The sequence below is a fragment of the Gilliamella sp. Bif1-4 genome, from assembly GCF_001690535.1.
Classification (GTDB): Bacteria; Pseudomonadota; Gammaproteobacteria; order Enterobacterales; family Orbaceae; genus Gilliamella; species Gilliamella bombi.
Map to the genome: position 1 here is coordinate 1 of NZ_LZHC01000013.1, position 21,365 is coordinate 21,365.

21 protein-coding genes, 1 tRNA gene and 2 pseudogenes are annotated in these 21,365 nt (G+C 34.6%); 13 read left to right on the top strand and 11 right to left on the bottom strand.

What is annotated here, in order from left to right; translation table 11 throughout:
- On the top strand, window positions 1–685 hold a 685-nt coding region (locus A9G25_RS01875; protein WP_065625503.1), incomplete at its 5' end, for an IS3 family transposase.
- A 48-nt stretch (window positions 686–733) separates the two neighbouring features.
- Here the strand turns inward: A9G25_RS01875 and A9G25_RS01880 are convergent.
- Window positions 734–1,699 carry an IS30 family transposase gene (locus A9G25_RS01880; RefSeq protein ID WP_065625504.1) on the bottom strand — a complete coding sequence of 322 codons (966 nt, stop codon included), beginning with the start codon at window positions 1,697–1,699 and terminating at the stop codon, window positions 734–736.
- A gap of 274 nt (window positions 1,700–1,973) precedes the next feature.
- Here A9G25_RS01880 and A9G25_RS13135 point away from each other — a divergent pair, with 274 nt between their 5' ends.
- Window positions 1,974–2,108, top strand: a complete 135-nt coding sequence (locus tag A9G25_RS13135) for a hypothetical protein (protein WP_255306991.1) — start codon at window positions 1,974–1,976, stop codon at window positions 2,106–2,108.
- A 318-nt stretch (window positions 2,109–2,426) separates the two neighbouring features.
- Here the strand turns inward: A9G25_RS13135 and treC are convergent, their stop codons facing one another.
- The 3 genes from treC to treR form a co-directional block, all read right to left on the bottom strand.
- Complete coding sequence (gene treC / locus A9G25_RS01885) at window positions 2,427–4,100, bottom strand: alpha,alpha-phosphotrehalase (RefSeq protein WP_065625505.1); 1,674 nt, start codon at window positions 4,098–4,100, stop codon at window positions 2,427–2,429.
- A 76-nt stretch (window positions 4,101–4,176) separates the two neighbouring features.
- Window positions 4,177–5,604: a PTS trehalose transporter subunit IIBC gene (gene treB, locus A9G25_RS01890; RefSeq protein WP_065625506.1), complete on the bottom strand. Its 1,428-nt coding sequence runs from the start codon at window positions 5,602–5,604 to the stop codon at window positions 4,177–4,179.
- A gap of 178 nt (window positions 5,605–5,782) precedes the next feature.
- Window positions 5,783–6,745, bottom strand: a complete 963-nt coding sequence (treR, locus tag A9G25_RS01895; protein ID WP_065625507.1) for a trehalose operon repressor TreR — start codon at window positions 6,743–6,745, stop codon at window positions 5,783–5,785.
- Window positions 6,746–7,141: 396 nt separating this feature from the next.
- Between treR and A9G25_RS01900 the strand changes: the two are divergent.
- The 4 genes and pseudogenes from A9G25_RS01900 to A9G25_RS13290 all read left to right on the top strand — a co-directional run.
- Window positions 7,142–7,348: pseudogene (locus A9G25_RS01900) on the top strand (transposase); the annotation flags it as partial.
- On the top strand, window positions 7,348–7,545 hold the full coding sequence (locus A9G25_RS01905; protein ID WP_065625508.1) for a hypothetical protein: 198 nt from the start codon (window positions 7,348–7,350) through the stop codon (window positions 7,543–7,545). The pseudogene A9G25_RS01900 and the gene A9G25_RS01905, both read left to right, overlap by 1 nt.
- Window positions 7,546–7,602: 57 nt before the next feature.
- Entirely contained in the window at window positions 7,603–8,052 is a 450-nt protein-coding gene (locus A9G25_RS01910) for a DDE-type integrase/transposase/recombinase (protein ID WP_141674963.1), read from the top strand.
- A complete protein-coding gene (locus A9G25_RS13290; RefSeq protein ID WP_081297111.1) occupies window positions 7,988–8,254 on the top strand; it encodes an integrase core domain-containing protein in 267 nt (88 codons plus the stop codon). Before A9G25_RS01910 ends, A9G25_RS13290 begins: the two co-directional genes overlap by 65 nt.
- Here the strand turns inward: A9G25_RS13290 and A9G25_RS01915 are convergent.
- The 5 genes from A9G25_RS01915 to A9G25_RS01935 all read right to left on the bottom strand — a co-directional run bounded on the left by A9G25_RS01915 (window position 8,204) and on the right by A9G25_RS01935 (window position 11,410).
- Window positions 8,204–8,734 carry an EcsC family protein gene (locus A9G25_RS01915; RefSeq protein ID WP_065625510.1) on the bottom strand — a complete coding sequence of 177 codons (531 nt, stop codon included), beginning with the start codon at window positions 8,732–8,734 and terminating at the stop codon, window positions 8,204–8,206. The genes A9G25_RS13290 and A9G25_RS01915 overlap by 51 nt on opposite strands.
- A gap of 254 nt (window positions 8,735–8,988) precedes the next feature.
- Window positions 8,989–9,372, bottom strand: a complete 384-nt coding sequence (locus A9G25_RS01920) for a hypothetical protein (protein WP_065625511.1) — start codon at window positions 9,370–9,372, stop codon at window positions 8,989–8,991.
- A 115-nt stretch (window positions 9,373–9,487) separates the two neighbouring features.
- Window positions 9,488–9,958: a hypothetical protein gene (locus tag A9G25_RS01925; protein ID WP_065625512.1), complete on the bottom strand. Its 471-nt coding sequence runs from the start codon at window positions 9,956–9,958 to the stop codon at window positions 9,488–9,490.
- 125 nt (window positions 9,959–10,083) lie between these two features.
- A complete protein-coding gene (locus A9G25_RS01930; protein WP_065625513.1) occupies window positions 10,084–10,683 on the bottom strand; it encodes an inovirus-type Gp2 protein in 600 nt (199 codons plus the stop codon).
- A 651-nt stretch (window positions 10,684–11,334) separates the two neighbouring features.
- Window positions 11,335–11,410, bottom strand: a tRNA-Phe gene (locus A9G25_RS01935).
- Between the two features lie 157 nt (window positions 11,411–11,567).
- Between A9G25_RS01935 and A9G25_RS01940 the strand changes: the two genes are divergently transcribed.
- The 6 genes from A9G25_RS01940 (at window position 11,568) to A9G25_RS01965 (ending at window position 18,939) form a co-directional block, all read left to right on the top strand.
- On the top strand, window positions 11,568–12,005 hold the full coding sequence (locus A9G25_RS01940) for an FxsA family protein (RefSeq protein ID WP_065625514.1): 438 nt from the start codon (window positions 11,568–11,570) through the stop codon (window positions 12,003–12,005).
- A 144-nt stretch (window positions 12,006–12,149) separates the two neighbouring features.
- Window positions 12,150–12,443 (top strand): co-chaperone GroES, encoded by a 294-nt coding sequence (locus tag A9G25_RS01945; protein ID WP_065625515.1) that lies wholly within the window; start codon window positions 12,150–12,152, stop codon window positions 12,441–12,443.
- 42 nt (window positions 12,444–12,485) lie between these two features.
- On the top strand, window positions 12,486–14,132 hold the full coding sequence (gene groL, locus A9G25_RS01950; RefSeq protein WP_065625516.1) for a chaperonin GroEL: 1,647 nt from the start codon (window positions 12,486–12,488) through the stop codon (window positions 14,130–14,132).
- A gap of 644 nt (window positions 14,133–14,776) precedes the next feature.
- Window positions 14,777–14,932, top strand: coding sequence for an integrase core domain-containing protein (locus A9G25_RS12745; RefSeq protein ID WP_218057514.1), 156 nt, complete (start codon window positions 14,777–14,779; stop codon window positions 14,930–14,932).
- Window positions 14,933–15,157: 225 nt separating this feature from the next.
- On the top strand, window positions 15,158–16,789 hold the full coding sequence (locus tag A9G25_RS01960) for a hypothetical protein (RefSeq protein WP_065625517.1): 1,632 nt from the start codon (window positions 15,158–15,160) through the stop codon (window positions 16,787–16,789).
- A gap of 14 nt (window positions 16,790–16,803) precedes the next feature.
- Window positions 16,804–18,939 (top strand): AAA family ATPase, encoded by a 2,136-nt coding sequence (locus tag A9G25_RS01965; RefSeq protein ID WP_065625518.1) that lies wholly within the window; start codon window positions 16,804–16,806, stop codon window positions 18,937–18,939.
- 86 nt (window positions 18,940–19,025) lie between these two features.
- Here A9G25_RS01965 and A9G25_RS13295 read toward each other — a convergent pair whose 3' ends face one another.
- The gene (locus tag A9G25_RS13295; protein WP_141674966.1) at window positions 19,026–19,187 is read right to left on the bottom strand and encodes an integrase core domain-containing protein; all 162 of its coding nucleotides are present in this window, start codon (window positions 19,185–19,187) and stop codon (window positions 19,026–19,028) included.
- A 226-nt stretch (window positions 19,188–19,413) separates the two neighbouring features.
- Between A9G25_RS13295 and A9G25_RS12240 the strand changes: the two are divergent.
- Window positions 19,414–20,493: pseudogene (locus A9G25_RS12240) on the top strand (IS3 family transposase).
- Between the two features lie 187 nt (window positions 20,494–20,680).
- Here the strand turns inward: A9G25_RS12240 and A9G25_RS01980 are convergent.
- Window positions 20,681–21,365 (bottom strand): IS3 family transposase (locus A9G25_RS01980; RefSeq protein ID WP_141674964.1); only part of this gene is annotated, 685 nt, incomplete at its 5' end.

The window sequence follows — 21,365 nt, forward strand, 5'->3', positions numbered from 1 at the left end:
GTCTTATGGTACAAGACGAATTCGTTTTGATTTACAGAAAGAGAATATTTGGGTGTCACGCCGTTACATTGCTCGGGTGATGAAAGCCTTATTGCTGGTATCAAAATACACCGTTAAACGTTATCAATCTCACAATACGGAAGTGAATGAAACCGCCACAGAAAATCACCTGCAACGACAATTTGATGTAGGTGATAAAAAACAAATTGTTGTTGCGGATTTAACGTATATTCAAGTTAAGCAACGTTGGAACTATTTATGTGTTTTAGTGAACTTATCCGATAGGCAAATTGTCGGTTACCATGTTGGTCAACATAAAACAGCAGAGCTTGTCATGTCGGCATTAAGCCAAATTAAACAACCATTATCAAAATTAGATTTATTTCATTCAGACCGAGGTAAAGCGTTTGATAATCGGTTATTAGCGGATTGTTTTAAGACATTTAATATCACGCATTCATTAAGCAAGAAAGGGTGTCCATATGACAATGCGGTAGCGGAAGCGACATTTAAAACAATTAAAACGGAATTTGTAAAAGGCCAACGTTTCAACTCAACGGCTGAGTTACAACGCGCTTTTTCGGCTTATGCCTATTGGTATAATCATAAACGATTACATTCTTCGTTAGGCTACTTGCCTCCCGTTGAATTTAAAAAACACTTACCCCTTAATTTTTTTGTTTGAAAATGTGTTGCCATTCCATAGTATTGTTTACAGTAATTTGAGAAATTCCTAGATTACACCATGAAGTGCAATTCGTCTTAACTCCTTAGAATAAAAAGCAGCAGGGCTTTTAAACTTATGCCGTTTTCTTGGGCGTGTGTTCAATAGATATTGTATTTTCTTTATCTGTTTGTCGTCAACTAATGAAATGGCCGCTGACTTAGGTATAAACTGACGTATTAAGCCATTGGTGTTTTCATTTGTGCCTCTTTGCCAGCTTTTATAAGGCTCCGCAAAGTATACGGTAGTATTTAAATAATGCTCAATCGCATGATGATAATTAAATTCCATCCCATTATCAAAGGTGATGCTTTTAACCATTTTTTTAAACGGCGTTAGCAATTTTATTATCATATCTTTCGTTTCGGAGGCGGTGCGTTGATTAAGGCGTCCAATGAGTACGAGTCCAGTTTTGCGCTCAACTAACGTCAACAATGCTTGCTTATCTTTACGGCTAATTATGGTATCGCCCTCCCAATGTCCTTGCGTTTTCCGACTTTCTACATAACTTGGACGTTGTTTAATTGACCGTTTATATCGGCGGTCTCCTTCTTTAATACTCGGTGCCTTGCAATGCCGATAAGCTTTGCCTTTTCGCCTTAGATAAGGCTTGAATTGTTCATAGCGCGCTTTATTTTGATAAAGGTAGTTATAGATTGATTGGACGCTGATTTTCTTTAAACGTGCAGCAATCTGCTCTGGGCTGTAATAAAGCATGAGGTATTTTTCAACTTGACGCCATACTGAAGACTCTATTGGCTTACCATTACCGCTGTTTTTTCGCCTTTTCCTAGCAAGTGTCACCGCCTCATGTGCTTGATAGGTTTGATTAGGTTTTGAGTTTCTTTTTATCTCTCGACTTATTGTCGAAGGATGTCTATTGAGTAGCTGGGCTATCTCTTTTTTATTCTTTCCGGCTTGTAATAATACGAAAATCTGGTATCTTTCCTTCCTAGAAAGGTGATTATAATGCATAGCAATCTCCAAACTGTGGTGGTGCGAAGGTGCTAGTATAAATCACCTTTCTACTTTCTTCACTCCACCGTGTTTAAAATTGCACTTCATGTTTGAATCCAGGATTACGGTAATAAATATACATAAAAAAACAAAACTAACACCTTATCACAGACAAGCGATATGGCGCCTATATCATAAAGAAAAAATAATGGTCACTGATTTGGCTAAACGCTTTATGGTCAGTCACTAGGCCATTTATAACGTACTAAAGAAAGCCTGATTGAAGCTTTTTGTGCCTTTAATCAGTAAGAATGAACGTTATAAAACCATTTGTTATGGTATTAAACGTCTGGTTAAAGTGGAAAAATCTATTGAAGATAAATTAAGACGGCAAGCTAAACGCGATAACAAAACCTATCCGAGTTGAGCTTTATGCCGGTATTTACCCTGATAAATCCCAATTTAGCTCAAAAATATACGGCGTTGGTAAACTATCGCTAAGTGGAGCGATGCAAACATTACCATCTAACGTGGCTGACTGCTAAAGAGAATAGCTAACATTTAAGTTTAAATCGTATGAATGTTTAATTGACTAGTAAAAAATATTAGGGAGTTAATTACCATTTTATGATAAATATAAAATTGAATCTAAATAACATTACATAACGATATTATAAAAGTGTAATCTTGTTTAGATTACGCTTTTATAATAAATTTAATCCAAAAGATTAAAGGTTTAATTTAATCAATCTGCTTTTTTTAATAAGTAAATTGCCTGATAGGGGTTCAAGGTTATTTTAGGCATCAAAGTGGTTTTATCCTTATAATTACCTAATAATTGTTGCCAATTAATATGTTGCAATTCTTCTGGCAATGTCCATTTAGTTGATTTATCAGTCAAATTGATTATTATCAGGAGTTTTTGGTCACTCCAGCTACGTACATAGCACCAATAATCGGCAATATCTGGCGTTAAATCTTGATAATCACCAAAAATAAAAATGGGATACTGTTTGCGTAATTTAATTAAGGTTTGATAGCAATAAAATACCGAATCAGGATCATCGAGTGCCGCTTTAACATTAATTTGAGGATAATTATTAGCAACCTCAATCCAAGGCTTACCTTTAGTAAAGCCAGCATTGGCTGAATTATCCCATTGCATTGGCGTTCGGCTGTTGTCTCTGGATTTGCTGGCTAAAATAGCTAAAATATCCTGTTTTGCCATGCCTTGCTCAAGTTTTTCGTGATAGATATTAAGACTTTCAACATCTTTATATTGTGAAATATCAGTAAAATGTGGATTGGTCATTCCGATTTCTTCGCCTTGATAAAGATAAGGTGTGCCTTGTAGACCATACAGCAGCATGGCTAACATTTTGGCAGATTGTTTGTGATATTGGTTTTCATTACCAAGGCGTGAAACGATACGAGGTTGATCATGATTACACCAAAAAATTGCATTCCAAGCCTTATCCTGCATGCCTGTTTGCCAATAGCCAAGGATTTTTTTGAGTTCAAGTAAATCAGGTTTAGCCAGCGTCCATTTATCACCGTTTGGATAATCGATTTTTAGATGATGAAAATTAAACGTCATGGTCAATTCTTTACCATCTAAGCTAGCATATTTTTGGCAGTTTTCTAATGTGGTGGATGACATTTCGCCAACTGTTTTAAGTTGGTTTGGTTGAAACACATCACGACTGATCTCTTTCAAAAATTCATGAATTTTTGGACCATCGGTATAAAATCGACGACCATCGCCATTTTCATCATCCAGAAAATCTTGCTGTTTTGAAACTAAATTAATCACATCAAGCCTTAATGCATCAACGCCTTTATCAGCCCAAAATTGACATACTTTTTTGATTTCTTGGCGAACAGTTGGGTTTTCCCAATTAAGATCGGCTTGCTGTTTAGCAAATAAGTGCAAATAGTACTGTTTTGATTGTTTATGCCATTGCCATGCTTTACCGCCAAATTTTGAACGCCAATTGTTAGGCTCTGAACCATCAGCTTTAGCGTTTTTCCAAATATAAAATGAGCGATAAGGGCTTGACTTATCTAAGGCTGATTTAAACCATGGGTGCTGTGTTGAAGTATGATTAAACACCATATCCATCATAATGTGAATACCACGCTCGTGCGCTTGTTTAACCAGTAGTTCGAAATCAGCCATTGAACCATAGCTCGGATCTATATCATAATAATCCGACACATCATAACCGTTATCAATTTGTGGGGATGGATAAATCGGCGTTAACCAAATAGCACTAACCCCTAAATTTTCAAGATAATCTAATCGGCTAATAATACCTAATAAATCACCGGTTGAACCAGCGCCACTAGCTTGGAAACTTTTTGGATAGATCTGATAAATAGTACCATTTTGCCACCAAGGGATATCGATTTTATTCATTGCTTGCTCTTTATTATTTATTTTTCATAAATTAACCGCTCAATAACAAGAACGGTTAATGGTTATTAGCTCGTGTTTAACGAATATCTAACGTACCTTTTTTAAGTTTAATTTTATAAACGATCGAAGTTAAAACAATCGGAACCACAATTGCCACAATCATCGCCAAAGCATAAATCGACCAATATATCGGCTTTATCGATAAAATACCCGGCAAACCGCCAACCCCAATACCATTAGATAACACACCGAATAAACCACAAATTAGCCCAGCTAAAGCTGAACCAACCATGGCGCACAGTATCGGAAATTTATAGCGCAAATTAATACCATACATAGCAGGCTCGGTTACCCCAAGATAACCTGATATGGCAGCAGGAACCGACACTTCACGCTCATTATGTTTTTTACTAACTAAAATAATACCCACAACAGCCGAAGCTTGAGCAATATTAGATAAAGCAATAATTGGCCAAATCGGCGTACCGCCCATGCTTTCAGTCATTTGCAAGTCAATCGCAAGGGTTGTATGGTGAATACCGGTAATGACCAATGGTGAATAAAAGAAACCAAAAACAGCAGCGCCAATAAAGGCATAATCACCAGTCATTAAATATTTAACAATAAAAGCAATACCATTACCTAACATTCTTCCAATTGGACCTAAAAGGAAATGTGCTAAAAACACAGAAACAAGAAGCGCAACAATCGGCACAATCACTAGATTCAAGTAATCAGGTACAATTTTGCGTAATCGTGTTTCGATCCAACCCAACGCTAAGCCTGCAAAAATAGACGGAATGACCTGCGCTTGATAGCCGACTTTTTCGATACTAAACCAACCAAAATCCCAAACATCAGGTATTTTACTGCCAAGGTCATAAGCGTTCATCAATTGTGGTGAAACCAAAGTGATACCTAAAACAATACCTAAAATTGGCGATCCTCCCATCTTTTTCACGGTAGACCAACAAATGGCAACTGGTAAAAAGTGGAAAATCGCCTCGCAAGGTAACCAAAGTATATTGTAAATTGGCGCTAGCCAATGATAGGTTTGTATCAGCGGTTTATCATCAATAGTTGGCATTTCACCAATAATATTACGTAACCCAAGTAATAAACCACCAGCGATTAAAGCTGGTAATAATGGCACAAAAATTTCAGCTAAATTCGAAATCAGTCTTTCAAAAAAAGACATATTTTGTTTTGCTGCTACTTTAGTTTGTTCTTTGCTTGCCTCGTTTAAATTTAATTGCTGGATAAGTGATTGATAATAACTATCAACATCGGTACCAATAATTACCTGAAATTGGCCTGCATTATTAAAACAACCTTTCACAAAAGGCAGTTCTTCTATAGCTTGGACATCAGCTAGCTTAGTATCAGCTAAGGCAAACCTTAATCTTGTTAAACAGTGGGTGACACTGGCAATATTTTTACTGCCACCAACCAACTCGATCAATTGCATTATCGATTGGCTAGTTAATTGGGAATCTTTAGCCATAAAAGGTCTCCTTTAAATTAGAATTAGCCTTTTTATTTCACTAATAATCCGACTATTTTGAATATAGATTAAGCATAGATTGAATTGATAAATTAATAAATGGGAACGTTCCCTTTTTTGTGATTAATATCACAAATTAGAGCAAAATAAGCACAAATTAAATAAAAATAACTACTGGTTAGCCTATTAAATGGCAAGGAATGGTGATACTTTTCAGTTCAAACTGATTTTGTAACATATTAAGTAACTCTTGAGCCGCACAACTACCTGCTTGATCAAAACCGAGTTCAACTGCACAAGTCTTAGGAAAAAGAAAACTCAGTAGCTCACTATTACCAATGCTAGCTACGGTAATATGTTCAAGCTGTTTTTCGTGTAAATACTTATTTAATCCTAATGCAATACCATCAGTTGCACAAACGATAGCCGATGTATTTTTAGCTAACACCAACTGGGCAAGATCATAACCTGAACGATAACTTAATTGACCTAAAACCGCATTAGGGTTAAGTTGATATTGCTGGCAAAAATCCAAATAGGCTTGATAACGCAATGCTCCAGTGGTTTGGTCTTGTTGCTCAATACCGATATAACCAATATTTTGATGTTGTTGCGATTGATATAAATGGGCAAGCAATAATCTAACCGCACCGATATCATCATAACAAATACAAGTATGATCTTGGAATTTTCTTGCGACCACTACACTATTATTTTGCCAGGTGGATAATAATGACTGTTCCAACCCAGTAAACGCAAAGATAACTATGCCATCAGCTTGTTTGTCGTTAAGCATGGATAAATGTTCTTTGACTTTGGCAGTACTAAATTGGCTTTCCATAATGATAGGATCATAACCATGCTGATAAAAAATAGGCAACATACTTTGAACAGCTTGATTTTCAGAAAGTGAATCAAGGCGAGTTACAATAACCCCAATAACCTTATTCCCATAGCCACGCATAGCTCTTGCCGATTTAGACGGTGTAAAGTGATACTGTTCAATGATTGCCAAAACTTTATTACGCGTAGCTTCTTTAACCATAGGATCATGATTAATCACCCGAGACACGGTAGATTTACTTACTGCACAAAGCTTTGCAATATCTTTAATGGTTAAGTTGTTTGAAGATATACTCATAATAATTTAGCCAACAAAAATGAATAAAATCATACTAATATATTTTATAAAAAATAGCGATTTGAGGTTGTTTATATGTAGGAAAACTCCGGAGTTGTTTACAATTCATGATTAAAATAATCCTCTAAAAACTCATAAGCCTTTTTTTCCTGAAATTGCTTTATGCGGTTTAACGGTATTATAAAAATTAATAAAGCGTTTGAGTTTTTGTTTTTTATCTTTTGAATCGTTAAATATTTGCTGATTATGCCACATTTCAATTCAAAGTTCGTATCACTCTTCCCTAAAATAATACAGCAAAAAAGTAGAAAATTCTCTATGATAAAAGTAAAAGGGGATTTAATTATGAAAAAAATGACTGAACATCAAATCGTAGTTATTTAAAAAGAAGCTGAAGCTGGTATTCCTGTCAAGGAACTGTGCCGTAAATATGGCATGGGAAATTCAACTTTCTATAAATGGCGGGAAAAATACGGTGGTATGGAAATTTCGGATATCAAACGCTTAAAAGAGCTGGAGGCTGAAAATCGCAAGCTTAAGCAGATGTTTGCCGAACTGAGCTTAAAATCCCAGCTTCAGGAAGAAATCATAAAAAAGCTTTAGTGCCCACAAAGGCACGTAAAACGTGGGCACAGCAACTACAACAAAATCATTCGGTTACTATTGCTATGAGCTGCTGCGCTATCGTTGGCTTAAGCCGTTGTGCTTACGATTATCAACCTAAGTTACAGGATGATTCAGTAATTATTTCGGTGTTGAATACTATCACAGACCGGCATTTACGTTGGGGGCTTTCCTAAATGCTTTAATCGTATCAAAAGCTCGGCTATCAATGGAACCATAAGCGTGTTTATCGGGTGTATTGTGAATTAAAGCTTCATCTCAGAGTAAAGCGTAAAAAACGCATTCCTCCACGATGCCCAGAAAAGCTATTGGTGCCTAATAAACAAGGTGAATGTTGGTCAATGGATTTTATGAGTGACAGTAGCCGTAATCAACGTCACTATAGGACATTCAATGTCATCGATGACTTTAATCGTGAGGCGTTAGGTATTGATATTGCAATAAGCTTACCGGCAGGAAGGATTACCCGTTATTTAGATAAACTGGCCGAATATCATGGGTATCCATTAAAAATACGGGTCGATAATGGACCCGAATTTACAGGAAAAACCTTTATAAACTGGGCTAAATCACATGATATAACCATTGATTATATAAAGCCGGGTAGCCCTTATCAAAATGGCTATATTGAACGATTTAATCGTACCTATCGTACTGATAGTACTAGATTTATATCTTTTTAACAACTTAGCACAAGCAAGGAGAATAATCGAAGAATGGTTAACGATTTATAACACCGAAAGACCGCATGAGGCATTAAATAACATGACACCGATTGAATATAAAATAGGCAGCTTAATTTTATACGTGAGTTGTGTACTAAGTTTGGGGTATTTACACAACAGCTCCCATCACACCACCAAAAATCGGGATCACTTTAATTAACTTTAAGCTATGCTTTGCACTTATAATACTAATAAGCTGTTTAATGACCGATAGACTTATTTTACGAATTACTTCATTTGGCTGTTTCATCAATGTAGCTAAACAAAACTGCTGTAATTTTAACTTGCTTGTCATCACACATAATGATAAGAAAATTAAGATTTTAATTCTTTCATCATACACATCATGACCTTGCAAGATAGCAATGGTTGTAACGAGCCTCAATTGAATAAACAAGACACTTAAGGCGTTTGTTGGCAAAGTTATAGGTAAACTTGCAATCCCGCCTAACCCTGTGATAAAACCTGTAGCTGTTGCTTTGTCTGTTTCATGTTTGATTAGTTTATCAAGATTATCTGAATGTAAAGGGAAATTGGCTTTATGTTGCTCGGCTAATGTATAAGCAGAGGAAAAACCATAACCACCAGTCAAACAAAGCTGATAGAGTTTATCAAGTAGTAAAGGTAATTTATCTGACATATCATGCTTCCTTATTTGTCGACTTAAATAAAGAATGAAAATGATTGTAAGAAGGCTCTAATAAATAAAATAAGGTGTTTCGTAATATTTGATGATTTAACATGGCACACTCCTTATAAAAATGTTAATTGAACGGACATATTGGTATGTTCAACTAATGATATCTATTTAAAATTATTTATAATAAGAGTGTAGTTAATATATTGGAGAAATATGAAGCAAACAGGATAAATGAGTTTGCCTCACGAATAAGCTTAATGATTATTGCTAATACTATTTAGTTCTACTGAAAATCGTTTTTTTACTGGATCATTCCAATAAATAGTGTAAGTTATGACATGATTTTTAGAGTCCCCTACCATCGTGTACAAAAAACGAGTACGGCATTGGTATTCTTCTGCTTCTTTGTTTGCGCTAAGTGTTTGAGTACCTGTAAATCGGCGGTTCTTTCCTATCCAAAATGGATCAATATATTTACGTGCCAACGACAGTAAGACTTTTTCCGTTTCTTTACTATCACAGGCTGGAGGCATACTTGCTTCACAAATACCACTAAATGCGCTCGATATACTAATTAATATAAATAATATATATTTAATAAAAATCTTATTACATTCGCCACAATCAGATTTAACCATTTTATCTCCTTAAATTATTATTGAATTAAAATACATCATTATTATTAGAAATATATTGTGTACTGTCATATCGTTTATAACGATCAGTTAAGATCTAATTGATCGTTATAAACGATCAATTAATTTGGTTGAGAGTATGCATGCTGTTAATATACAAAGCATGAAGAGGATCATGTTTCTTCCACGAAAGTTGTGCTAACTCAGATAAAGCATTCTTAGTTAGTTTTTTTTCAACATTAATACCATATCCATCAGTTTCATTCTTCCAAAGATTGGTAACGGAATTCATAATAACGTTATAATTTGCATATTGTTCTGAGCTAAAGTACAACATGGTTGGAAAATAAAAGCCGTATTGTTTATTAAAAGCCATTACCCAAACAATGCTAAGAATATGATTGGAAAGTAATGTTAAATCAGACAAGTTCAACATATCCATATACGCATCTATTCCATATTGCCTTTGATAGGCATCGTCATGATAGGCAAAATCCATTCTGACTGGATATAACTTTCCATAACTTGTAAGTAACGATCTATGATGAACTTTTAGCTTATTTAGTATTAGGTCATAATGGTTGTCCATTTTTTATTCCTTTATATGAATTGTATCTATAGCAATTAGTCTGTTTTGTTGACTTATTTGTATAAACATACTTTTAAAGATTCATAGTGATTTTCCAAAATGAAGGAAATGTTTTTTTGGGGTTACTAAATAGGGGAAGAAATTAAAAATTTATTCAGACCAAGTGTTCTAGGTTTTCCTCGATGACTTGGAGGCGGGACTTTACTTAAAAATAGACAATCACTATAACACTCTTTAAAAAATGATTTCTGTTCTGTTTTAGCTAAATAACTAAGCATATAACAAACAGAACGAAATGCTTCATCATCGTGATGATTTATTATCCTTAGCCCATTAATATGATAATTATTCCGCTGACAATCATACAAATAACCTTTAGTCAGTTCATACCATGCACGTTCCAGTGCAACGTAAATAGGATAGTATTTTTGTCTTTTTTGACCATTTACATAAAAAACAGAATGAAAATGGATATGTTCATTCTGATTAAATTCCATAACAACAGCATACCCTACAATATCAAGTTCAAGTTGCATAGCTTGATAGAGGAAGTACATTATTTCTTTTTTGGTTGTTTCAATATCAGTATTGAACTCATCATCCTTAGCATAATGAATGTCGATTCGGATTGGTAAAATTTTTGAGTATCTATCTTGTAGCTTATTTAGGTGTGTAATTAGTTTCTGATTGAGCTGTTTATTAATAGTAAAGTTTTTATTTTGCATGTAGTTGCCCTTATCAAATTAGAGTTATTTGATAAGGAGCAAGATTATTTTTTTACTGTTTTAGTAACTGATGGTTTACTCAGATAGTCTGTTATTGGTGTTATTTATCTAATAATTTTCTTTTATATAATAATATTAATTAACCTTTAATGATTATTTTTTTATCTTGTCTTTAGTCTCAATAAAACATCGAAAACATTCGATAAAAATTAATATTTGACTTTGTAAAATAGTGAAACGCTAACGTAAGAATCTTATTCTCATAAAACGATCAATTCATCAGAATATGAATGGGTGGAGATGAATACTGCATAATTATCTTATGATCAAACAACCAGCGTAATGTAAATAAATATTTACAAAAAGAATAAAGTAGTAACGGTATTAATTGAAAGTAATAGTACAAATAATGAACACATAATCACTTGGCAAGCAATTCTCTATAATCCTTGCAAACAAAGGCTTTAAAGCCATTTTATGGATACACGCCATTATCGAACCAAATGTATCCGGGTTTGTATCCGATTTTTCACTTGATTTGGGGTAATTCCAGTTGAATTCGGTTGAGTAGTGAAACAAGGTGAAAGGCTTATCTGTAAAGGCTTTAGGCATAAAAAAACCTGCTATAAGCAGGTCTTAGAATTTGGTGATTGGTGCCCGGACGCGGAATCGAACCACGGACACGGGGATTTTCAATCCCCTGCTCTACCGACTGAGCTATCCGGGCAACAACGGATACACATTAAACACGATTCTTGATTATAAGTCAATTCCTTTTGTGATATTTTTTTAAAATATATATTCTTTGGTTGAAAAATAGCTAATCATCTTCATATTAAAAAATAATTTCTAATAATATGTTTTTATCCTTATAGGAATTGTATATGCGATTTGTTGGTTTTATTATCTTTTTTATTTATGTTTATTTTGAACTCACCTTTTTCATAGCTGTTGCCAATTCAATTGGTATTTTTCTTGCTTTAATTTGTATTATTGCAACATCTATTCTTGGTTTCTCGTTAGTTAAAACTCAGGGTTTGAAAAACCTCGGTATTATGCAACAAAAAATAGCTAACAATCAAAGCTATAAAAATGAAGTAATTAGAAGTGTAGCTTTGCTCTTTGCTGGTTTTTTCTTGCTTATTCCGGGGTTTTTAACTGATATTTTAGGTGCAATTTTATTAATACCCCATGTACAAGATCATATCGTGGAATTTATTGTTCGAAAAATGCCAATAAGATCAAAATTTTCTTCATCACAAATGAACTATCAAGAGGATGATATTATTGAAGGTGAATTCAAACAGAAAGATGATCAATAAATAACCAGTTAGACTTTTTTTTAATTTGCTCTCTTGAATAATTTAAAATAATCCCCATATATTGTGCACTACATTAAAAAATCATAATTCTATGATTTCTGTTAATAATTATCTTAATTAAAAATTAGTGCTAGGAGATAACTAATGAAAATTCGTCCATTGCATGATCGTGTGATCATTAAACGTAAAGAAATAGAATCAAAATCAGCTGGTGGTATTGTTTTAACTGGTTCAGCAGCAGGTAAATCAACTCGCGGAGAAGTTTTAGCTGTTGGTAATGGTCGCATTTTAGAAAATGGTCAAGTACAGCCGCTAGATGTAAAAGTGGGAGATATCGTAATTTTCAATGAAGGATACAGCGTTAAAACAGAAAAGATCGATAATGAAGAAGTGCTTATCTTATCTGAAAGCGATATCTTAGCGATTGTACAAGCATAACTGACAACTAATTTATATACAGAATTTAGGAGAAATACGAAGATGGCAGCTAAAGATGTGAAATTTGGTAATGACGCTCGCACCAAAATGCTTAAAGGCGTTAATGTATTAGCCGATGCAGTTAAAGTAACATTAGGTCCAAAAGGGCGTAATGTAGTATTAGATAAATCATTTGGTGCACCAACCATTACTAAAGATGGTGTTTCTGTTGCCCGTGAAATCGAATTAGAAGATAAATTCGAAAATATGGGCGCGCAAATGGTTAAAGAAGTGGCATCTAAAGCAAATGATGCAGCAGGTGATGGTACAACTACTGCAACCGTACTTGCTCAAGCGATTGTGAATGAAGGTTTAAAAGCTGTTGCAGCTGGTATGAATCCAATGGATTTAAAACGTGGTATTGATAAAGCAGTTGTTGCAGCTGTTGAAGAGCTTAAAAATTTATCTGCACCATGCGCTGATTCTAAAGCCATTGCTCAAGTAGGTACAATTTCAGCTAACTCTGATGAAACTGTTGGTACTTTAATTGCTCAGGCAATGGAAAAAGTAGGCAAAGAAGGGGTTATTACAGTTGAAGATGGTACCGGTTTACAAGATGAGCTTGATGTTGTTGAGGGTATGCAGTTTGATCGTGGTTACCTATCACCATACTTTATCAATAAACCTGAAACTGCAACTGTTGAATTAGATAGCCCATATATTTTATTAGCTGATAAAAAAATCTCTAACATCCGCGAATTATTACCGGTGCTTGAAGCTGTAGCTAAAGCGGGTAAATCTTTATTAATTATCGCAGAAGATGTTGAAGGCGAAGCACTTGCAACATTAGTTGTGAATACTATGCGCGGCATTGTTAAAGTTGCAGCTGTTAAAGCTCCAGGCTTTGGTGATCGTCGTAAAGCAATGTTACAAGATATTGCAATCTTAACTGCGGGTACTGTAATTTCAGAAGAAATTGGTTTAGAACTTGAAAAAACAACTCTTGAAGATTTAGGTCAAGCAAAACGTGTTGTAATCAATAAAGACAACACAACTATCATTGATGGTATTGGTGAAGAGTCATTAATCAGTGCTCGAGTTGAACAAATTCGTAAACAAATCGAAGAATCAACTTCTGACTATGATAAAGAAAAACTTCAAGAACGCGTTGCGAAACTTGCTGGTGGTGTTGCTGTAATTAAAGTTGGTGCGGCAACTGAAGTTGAAATGAAAGAGAAAAAAGCTCGCGTTGAAGATGCATTACATGCAACTCGTGCAGCTGTTGAAGAAGGTGTTGTAGCCGGTGGTGGTGTTGCTCTTGTTCGTGCAGCAACTACTATTTCAGAACTTAAGGGTGCAAACGAAGATCAAAACGTTGGTATCAAAGTTGCACTCCGTGCGATGGAAGCCCCATTACGTCAAATCGTTACTAACTGTGGTGAAGAAGCATCTGTTGTTGTTAATGCAGTTAAAGGTGGTAAGGGTAACTATGGTTACAATGCCGCAACTGAAGAATATGGCGATATGATTGCAATGGGTATTTTAGATCCAACTAAAGTAACACGTAGTGCATTACAATATGCTGCTTCAGTTGCAGGTCTTATGATTACAACTGAATGTATGGTAACTGATTTACCTAAAGATGATAAGGCTGACTTAGGTGCCGCTGGTGGTATGGGTGGCATGGGTGGTATGGGCGGAATGATGTAATTCTCTTCGTCAGTACGAAATAAGCTCATCAATATAAACCACTCGTTTATGCGAGTGGTTTTTTTATGAATTTTTTCTTTAGTTATATCTTCTTTTTATTAAATAACTGCAAAATAAAAATACTGTAGGAATTCCTAGTGCTGTTTACAGTAATTAGAGGAAATACTGTAACAAATATACATAAAAACAAAATTAACGCCTTATTACAGACAAGAGATATGACGTATATCATAAAGAAAAAATAACGGCCACTGATTTAGCTAAACGCGATAACAAAACCTATCCGGGTGAAATGCTACACGTTGATACTAAACGTTTACCTTTACTTAAAAATTAAACAAAACAGCAAACTAGAAAATATTTATTTGTTGGCATTGATGATTTTTTACGTGAGCTTTATGCCGGTATTTACCCTGATAAATCCCAATTTAGCTCAACATAATTTTTACAAAACGATGTGTTAGCCCAGTGTCCTTATACCACTACATGTGTTTATTCCGATAATGGACGTGAATATCAAGGCACAAGTGAACACTTATTTGTTAAAACGTGTCATAGCCATCATATTAATCAAAAATTCACCAAACCCGCCTGCTAATAAACGAATGGGAAAGCCGAAAGAGTAATACGAACTTTGAATTGAGATGTGGCATAATCAGCAAATATTTAACGATTCAAAAGATAGAAAACAAAAGCTCAAACGCTTTATTAATTTTTATAATATCGTTAAACCGCATAAAGCGATTTCAGGAAAAACGCCTTATGAGTTTTTAGAGGATTATTTTAATCATGAAGTGTAAACAACTCGGCGTTTTCCTACAATTTTTTAATTTTCTGATTTTGGATGACTGTTTTACTTGTCAAAATCAGATGTTAAATAGATAATAACATGATAAAAAGATGAAATTTATATTTTCTATAAGATCAAATTATTATTCCAAACTTTATTTTTTTATTTGAAATAGAATTTAAAGTAATTAAATAATAATAGTGAATATAGAAATAAGGAAATAAGGAAATAAATAATGAGTGTAACTCCAAGAAAAAAATTGGCCAGTACAGAACAAAAAGACTATTCGGTTAGACAATATGAAAAAAAAGCAAAAGTAGAAACCCCAGTAGCTAATATTCAAGAAAATACTTTTTTTAAAGTTATTTTTTCAGATACCCTTTCACTGGAACAAAAAGTAGAAGAAGTCACTAATATTTTAGAATTTACTGACAATAAGGAAATTGATCGGGCCAAAATTCAAGAATTTGATACATTTAAAGAATATCTTCAATCCATTTCTGAAGAGATGTCTAAACAACGTATTGAGATGACTGATACCGAAGTATTTGCTGAATTACAACGAGTGTATGCTGATTTTAATAATGATCTTAATGATTTTATTGAAAAAATAAAACCACTGACCGAACTCACCGATGCCTTATATAACTTACGCCAAAATGGTGAAACCCGAAATGCATTAGCTCAAATTAAAGCAGATCAAGAATGGGACGAAGAAAAGGTAACACAAAAAGCTAGTGTGCAAAGTGAAATTGTTAATATTGAAAAACAAATATCTAAATTAAAAAAAGAAATAGCGTTATTACAACAGGATAAAAAGTTTTTTGGCCTAGGGAAAATTAAAGCTGCATCAAACGCTAAAATTGTGACTAATGAAGAAAAAATAGCACAATTAAATCAACAAAAACAAAACAAAAATAAAGAATTAAATGATATTCAGATAGAAATTACAAAGCGTCACGAACAACGCTCTGAATCAATCGATGTTGAAAAATTAAAAGAGTTGCTAAATTTAACTTCAGAACAGCATACATTACGTCAAGCTGATATGGTTGAATCGGCATTAAAATTTGTGAATCAAGGTAAAGAGCGTTTTGGTGCAATTCGTAATCATCTTGAAAAAATGGTTAAACAGATTGAAGGACTTAGTGACAATAATGGCAATATGATACAAATTTATGCCATTATGAACGAAGCGACCAAAAAAGTAGAAAAAGTCCATCGTGAACGTAGACAAGAGCTTGAAAATAAAGATGTTGTTGATAATTTATTAGAGTCAATGAAGCTTGACGAAGCTAGACGCAATTTAGATGAACATATTGATACAGTGTCAACCGCAACGATTGATACCATGCAAACCTATGGTGAATTAACAACCGAAGCTATTAAGATTCGTAATATGCAAGCTGCAACCAAAAAACAAGTTGAAAGTGCAAGAGCAATGCATTCACGAGGAATCGCATCGGTTGCTTCACAGCTTAGTGTTGTGGTTACCGCTGTTAACTCCGCTGCGATTAATGAAGCACAATCAATGGCAGGTAATACTTTAGCTGAAATGACAAGAGTGACAAATGACATTGCCAAAAATGAAGCTATTCGAATTGCAACTAGTCGTGATGAAATTAATAATGATTTAGAAGGCATGCTACAAAATTTAGCGGAATTTGGTGATACCCAAAAAGAAGCGACTGAAATCACCCGTGCGGCACTAGAAACAATGCGAGCAAATTTGGAAGAAATTGAAAAAATGTCTAAAGATGTTCAAAGTGATACACGAGAATTTATTGCGGTAACAGGTGATGTTTTATCAGAAAAATCTGAATCCAAAAAAGATAGCTCACATACTACTTCACCTTTTAAACTATAACAAGGGAATGCACAATGTATTTAGTTAGAGGACGTGAATATTTATCACAATACCCTAATTTTACTTTAGTGGGCAGGGAACATGATTTAGAGAGAATATCGTCTATTCTTATACGGAAATCATCAAATTCACTTTTGTTAACAGGACCCGCAGGTGTAGGGGTTTCAATGCTTACCCTTGGTTTACAGGCGGCTAAAAATAACCCAGATACACCATTTGATTTGATTGTAAAAAAATTATTTTGGTTAAATTGTGATGCTCTTTTTTCTAGCGGAGATAGTACTAAGATAAATAATGAGTTTCAAAGTATTTTAAAAAAACTAATGCAAACCCCTGAGTCAGTGCTGATTATTACCGATACGGCTAATTTTTTAGAAGCAGCACATAATACAGGTAATGCTCATTTTATTAATGCCCTAAACAACGCCGATAAATCAAATAATTTTCAAGTTATCCTCGAAGTTCGTGATGATAAACTTAGTAGTGTGCTAAAGGCTAGTACGAATATGCCAGAACTTTACACACTTTACGATGTCAAAGAACCTGCTGGGGATAATTTGAATTCCATTGTTACTACTGTTGCAAAGGAGTTATCTGCATACCACAAAATTGAAGTGGATAAAGATGCTATTGATGAGGCGATACATTTAACCTGTAAATATCGTGATAGTTTAGGTTTAGGCGGAGCACAGCCTCAACGTGCTATTTCATTACTTGATCGCGCACTTGCTAGTTATCGTCAACTTACACATAAACAGCATCCAAAAATTGCTGAGTTAATGGGTAAGATCGAAAAAAGTACCAATGAAACAGAACAACATGATTTGCGACAGCAACTTGAGCAATGGCAGCAAGATTGGCAGAAATTAAAGTCCGAAATTAGTAAAACATATCAATATCAACGTGATGCTGAAACGTTACGCTTCAAACTGCAAGATGAAATCACTCAGTTACAAAAAGAAGAGGACAACAATAATAAAAATTCAGAATCAGTTGCTATAAAGACATTTGCACAGTTAACCGCTGGAGGATTTGACTCACCAGAAGTTGCTAAATTAAAGGAAAAGATTCGACAAATTGATGCAGAAATTGCACAAAATAATGAACAACATCAAAAATTGGTGATGATAGCCAATAAAGATTTGCGACTAAATCGCCAAGAAGTGATTGCTGAATTTAGCAAAGTTTCAGGTATATCAGTAAACAAATTAGATGAGAATGAAGTTGAAAACTTGATTAATTTGGAGGCAAATTTATTATCGCGAATTTTTGGTCAAGATAACATTATTAAACATGTCGCCAATTCAGTGAAAGTTGCTAAAGTTGACACCCTTGAAGAATCAGGCCCTGCAATGTCTTACCTATTTTTAGGTCCATCTGGTGTAGGTAAAACCGAAATGGCCAAAGCTTTAGCGGAATATGTTTACGGTGACGAGAAATCGTTGGTTCGTTTTGATATGTCAGAATACATGGAAAAACATGCTGTTGCTAAATTAATTGGTGCACCTCCAGGATATGAGGGATTTGAAGCAGGTGGAATTTTAACAAACTCAGTTAGAACAAAACCAGTTGGAATCTATTTATTTGATGAGATTGAAAAAGCACATCCTGATGTCTTTAATATCTTTTTACAGATCTTATCGGACGGACGATTAACCGATAATGTAGGTCGAACTGTCGATTTTTCTGATATCATGATTATTATGACCTCAAATATTGGACAATCTTACTATTTGGATCCTAATCTTTCTGATGAAGCTGCATGTGAATTAGCGACAAATGAACTGAATAATACTTATCGTTCAGAACTGCTTAATCGTTTTAATGGGCGAGAAAATATTCTTCATTTTAAACGTCTACCAATGGAAGTTATTAAACGGATTATTCGTCGAGAAATTGACAAATTAAATCAATCATATAGTCCTCGTGGTTACACTATCGAAATAAAAGATTCTTGTATCAGTACATTCTGTAACGATCATTATGATATCATTCGTGGTGCCAGAGGATTGCCGGGTTATATAAAAACCAATGTTAGACCATTTATTGTTAATCATATTTTGCAGAATCCTCATGACCAAGGAGTGTTTAAAGCGATTTATAACCAACAGACACATGGTTTTGATATGAAATTTTATAAGATAAGATAGAGTTACTTTTATTAAGGAAGTGATTGGTTTCGGGCGTTATTTAAATTTGGATAAAATATATCAATTGTAGGAAAACGCCGAGTTATTTACACTTCATGATTAAAATAATCCTCTAAAAACTCATAAGGCGTTTTTCCTGAAATCGCTTTGTGCGGTTTAACGATATTATAAAAATTAATAAAGTGTTTGAGCTTTTGTTTTCTATCGTTTGTATCGTTAAATATTTGCTGATTATGCCATATCTCAATTCAAAGTTCGTATCACTCTTTCGGCTTTCCCATTCGTTTGTAAACAGGCGGGTTTGGTGAATTTTTGATTGATACGATAGTTATGACTCGTTTTAACAAATAGGTGTTCGCTTGTGCCTTGATATTCACGTCCATTATCGGAATGAACACATTGTAACTATCCCCTAAAATAGTACAGCAAAAAAGTAGAAAATTCTCTATGATAAAAGTAAAAGGGGATTTAATTATGAAAAAAATGACTGAACATCAAATCGTAGTTATTTAAAAAGAAGCTGAAGCTGGTATTCCTGTCAAGGAACTGTGCCGTAAATATGGCATGGGAAATTCAACTTTCTATAAATGGCGGGAAAAATACGGTGGTATGGAAATTTCGGATATCAAACGCTTAAAAGAGCTGGAGGCTGAAAATCGCAAGCTTAAGCAGATGTTTGCCGAACTGAGCTTAAAATCCCAGCTTCAGGAAGAAATCATAAAAAAGCTTTAGTGCCCACAAAGGCACGTAAAACGTGGCACAGCAACTACAACAAAATCATTCTGTTACTATTGCTATGAGCTGCGCTATCGTTGGCTTAAGCCGTTGTGCTTACGATTATCAACCTAAGTAACAGGATGATTCGGTGATTATTTGGTGTTGAATGCTATCACAGACCGGCATTTACGCTGGGGTTTTCCTAAATGCTTTAATCGTATCAAAAAGCTCGGCTATAAATGGAATCATAAACGGGTATATCGGGTGTATTGTGAATTAAAGCTTAATCTCAGAGTAAAGCGTAAAAAACGCATTCCTCCACGATGCCCAGAAAAGCCATTGGTGCCTAATAAACAAGGTGAATGTTGGTAAATGGATTTTATGAGTGACAGTAGCCGTAATCAACGTCACTATAGGACATTCAATGTCATCGATGACTTTAATCGTGAGGCGTTAGGTATTGATATTGCAGTGAGCTTACCGGCAGGAAGGATTACCCGTTATTTAGATAAACTGGCCGAATATCATGGGTATCCATTAAAAATACGGGTCGATAATGGACCCGAATTTACAGGAAAAACCTTTATAAACTGGGCTAAATCACATGATATAACCATTGATTATATCCAGCCCGGTAGCCCTTATCAAAATGGCTATATTGAACGATTTAATCGTACCTATCGTACTGAAGTACTCGATTTATATCTTTTTAACAACTTAGCACAAGCAAGGAGAATAACCGAAGAATGGTTAACGATTTATAACACCGAAAGGCCTCATGAAGCACTAAATAATATGACGCCGATTGAGTATAAAACACTAAAACAAGCAGCATGATTTTCTACGTGAGTTGTGTACTAAGTTTGGGGTATTTACATATCCAACCCAATAATTATGAGTAAGCGAATAGCCGTTCTAGGCGATAACACCACTACCTGAAGCAAAATCATTTCAGAATTGGATCAAAGTTTTTGCGCAATTGAAGGTGTAGCTTGTATTGGGGATTATGATCCTCGCCAAAATATTAGACAGTGCCCGCCTCTATCATTTTTTCGTTTTGGTAATATTGTTGTTCATATTGTTCAGGTGATACCCAGCCATTGGCTGAATGACGGCGTATCCGATTATAATAGATTTCAATATATTCAAATAGTGCTTTATTAGCCTGCTTCCTCGTTTTGTAGTAACAGTCATGAATAATATGTGTTTTGAGTGTATGAAAAAAACTCTCAACAACCGCATTATCAAAGCAGTTGCCTCTTCGACTCATGCTTTGCCTTAGCCCATATTGTAACAATAATTGCTTGAAATCAGCACTGCAATATTGGCTTCCTTGGTCACTATGAATGAGTACATTTTTAGGAAAGTGACGCCGAAATAAAGCTTGTTTTAATGTATTACACACTAAATGGCGGTCTATGTAGCGACTGGTTTGCCTAGCAATCACTTTTCGTCCATATAAATCGATAATCACCGACAAATATAACCAACCTTCACCCGTTTTAATATAAGTAATATCGGTTACCCATGTTTTATTAGGCTTATCAGGATTAAATTGCCTATCTAACGTGTTGGGCGCAATATTGTGATGAGCCTTGTCTGTTTTATGCTTGAATTTACGTGCTGCTTTACTCCGTAATCCCAATTGTTGCAAAACACGGCTAATTGTCCTTTCTGAAACTTGATAGCCTGCTTCTCTTGCATCATGA

Coding starts and splice junctions, on each gene's coding strand:
- treC (WP_065625505.1), bottom strand. CDS start 4,100: ATGAATAAAATCGATATCCCTTGGTGGCAAAATGGTACTATTTATCAG.
- A9G25_RS01940 (WP_065625514.1), top strand. CDS start 11,568: ATGCGATTTGTTGGTTTTATTATCTTTTTTATTTATGTTTATTTTGAA.
- A9G25_RS01915 (WP_065625510.1), bottom strand. CDS start 8,734: ATGTCAGATAAATTACCTTTACTACTTGATAAACTCTATCAGCTTTGT.
- groL (WP_065625516.1), top strand. CDS start 12,486: ATGGCAGCTAAAGATGTGAAATTTGGTAATGACGCTCGCACCAAAATG.
- A9G25_RS01960 (WP_065625517.1), top strand. CDS start 15,158: ATGAGTGTAACTCCAAGAAAAAAATTGGCCAGTACAGAACAAAAAGAC.
- A9G25_RS01945 (WP_065625515.1), top strand. CDS start 12,150: ATGAAAATTCGTCCATTGCATGATCGTGTGATCATTAAACGTAAAGAA.
- A9G25_RS01930 (WP_065625513.1), bottom strand. CDS start 10,683: ATGCAAAATAAAAACTTTACTATTAATAAACAGCTCAATCAGAAACTA.
- A9G25_RS01880 (WP_065625504.1), bottom strand. CDS start 1,699: ATGCATTATAATCACCTTTCTAGGAAGGAAAGATACCAGATTTTCGTA.
- A9G25_RS01920 (WP_065625511.1), bottom strand. CDS start 9,372: ATGGTTAAATCTGATTGTGGCGAATGTAATAAGATTTTTATTAAATAT.
- A9G25_RS12745 (WP_218057514.1), top strand. CDS start 14,777: ATGTGGCATAATCAGCAAATATTTAACGATTCAAAAGATAGAAAACAA.
- A9G25_RS13290 (WP_081297111.1), top strand. CDS start 7,988: ATGGCTATATTGAACGATTTAATCGTACCTATCGTACTGATAGTACTA.
- treB (WP_065625506.1), bottom strand. CDS start 5,604: ATGGCTAAAGATTCCCAATTAACTAGCCAATCGATAATGCAATTGATC.
- treR (WP_065625507.1), bottom strand. CDS start 6,745: ATGAGTATATCTTCAAACAACTTAACCATTAAAGATATTGCAAAGCTT.
- A9G25_RS01965 (WP_065625518.1), top strand. CDS start 16,804: ATGTATTTAGTTAGAGGACGTGAATATTTATCACAATACCCTAATTTT.
- A9G25_RS01925 (WP_065625512.1), bottom strand. CDS start 9,958: ATGGACAACCATTATGACCTAATACTAAATAAGCTAAAAGTTCATCAT.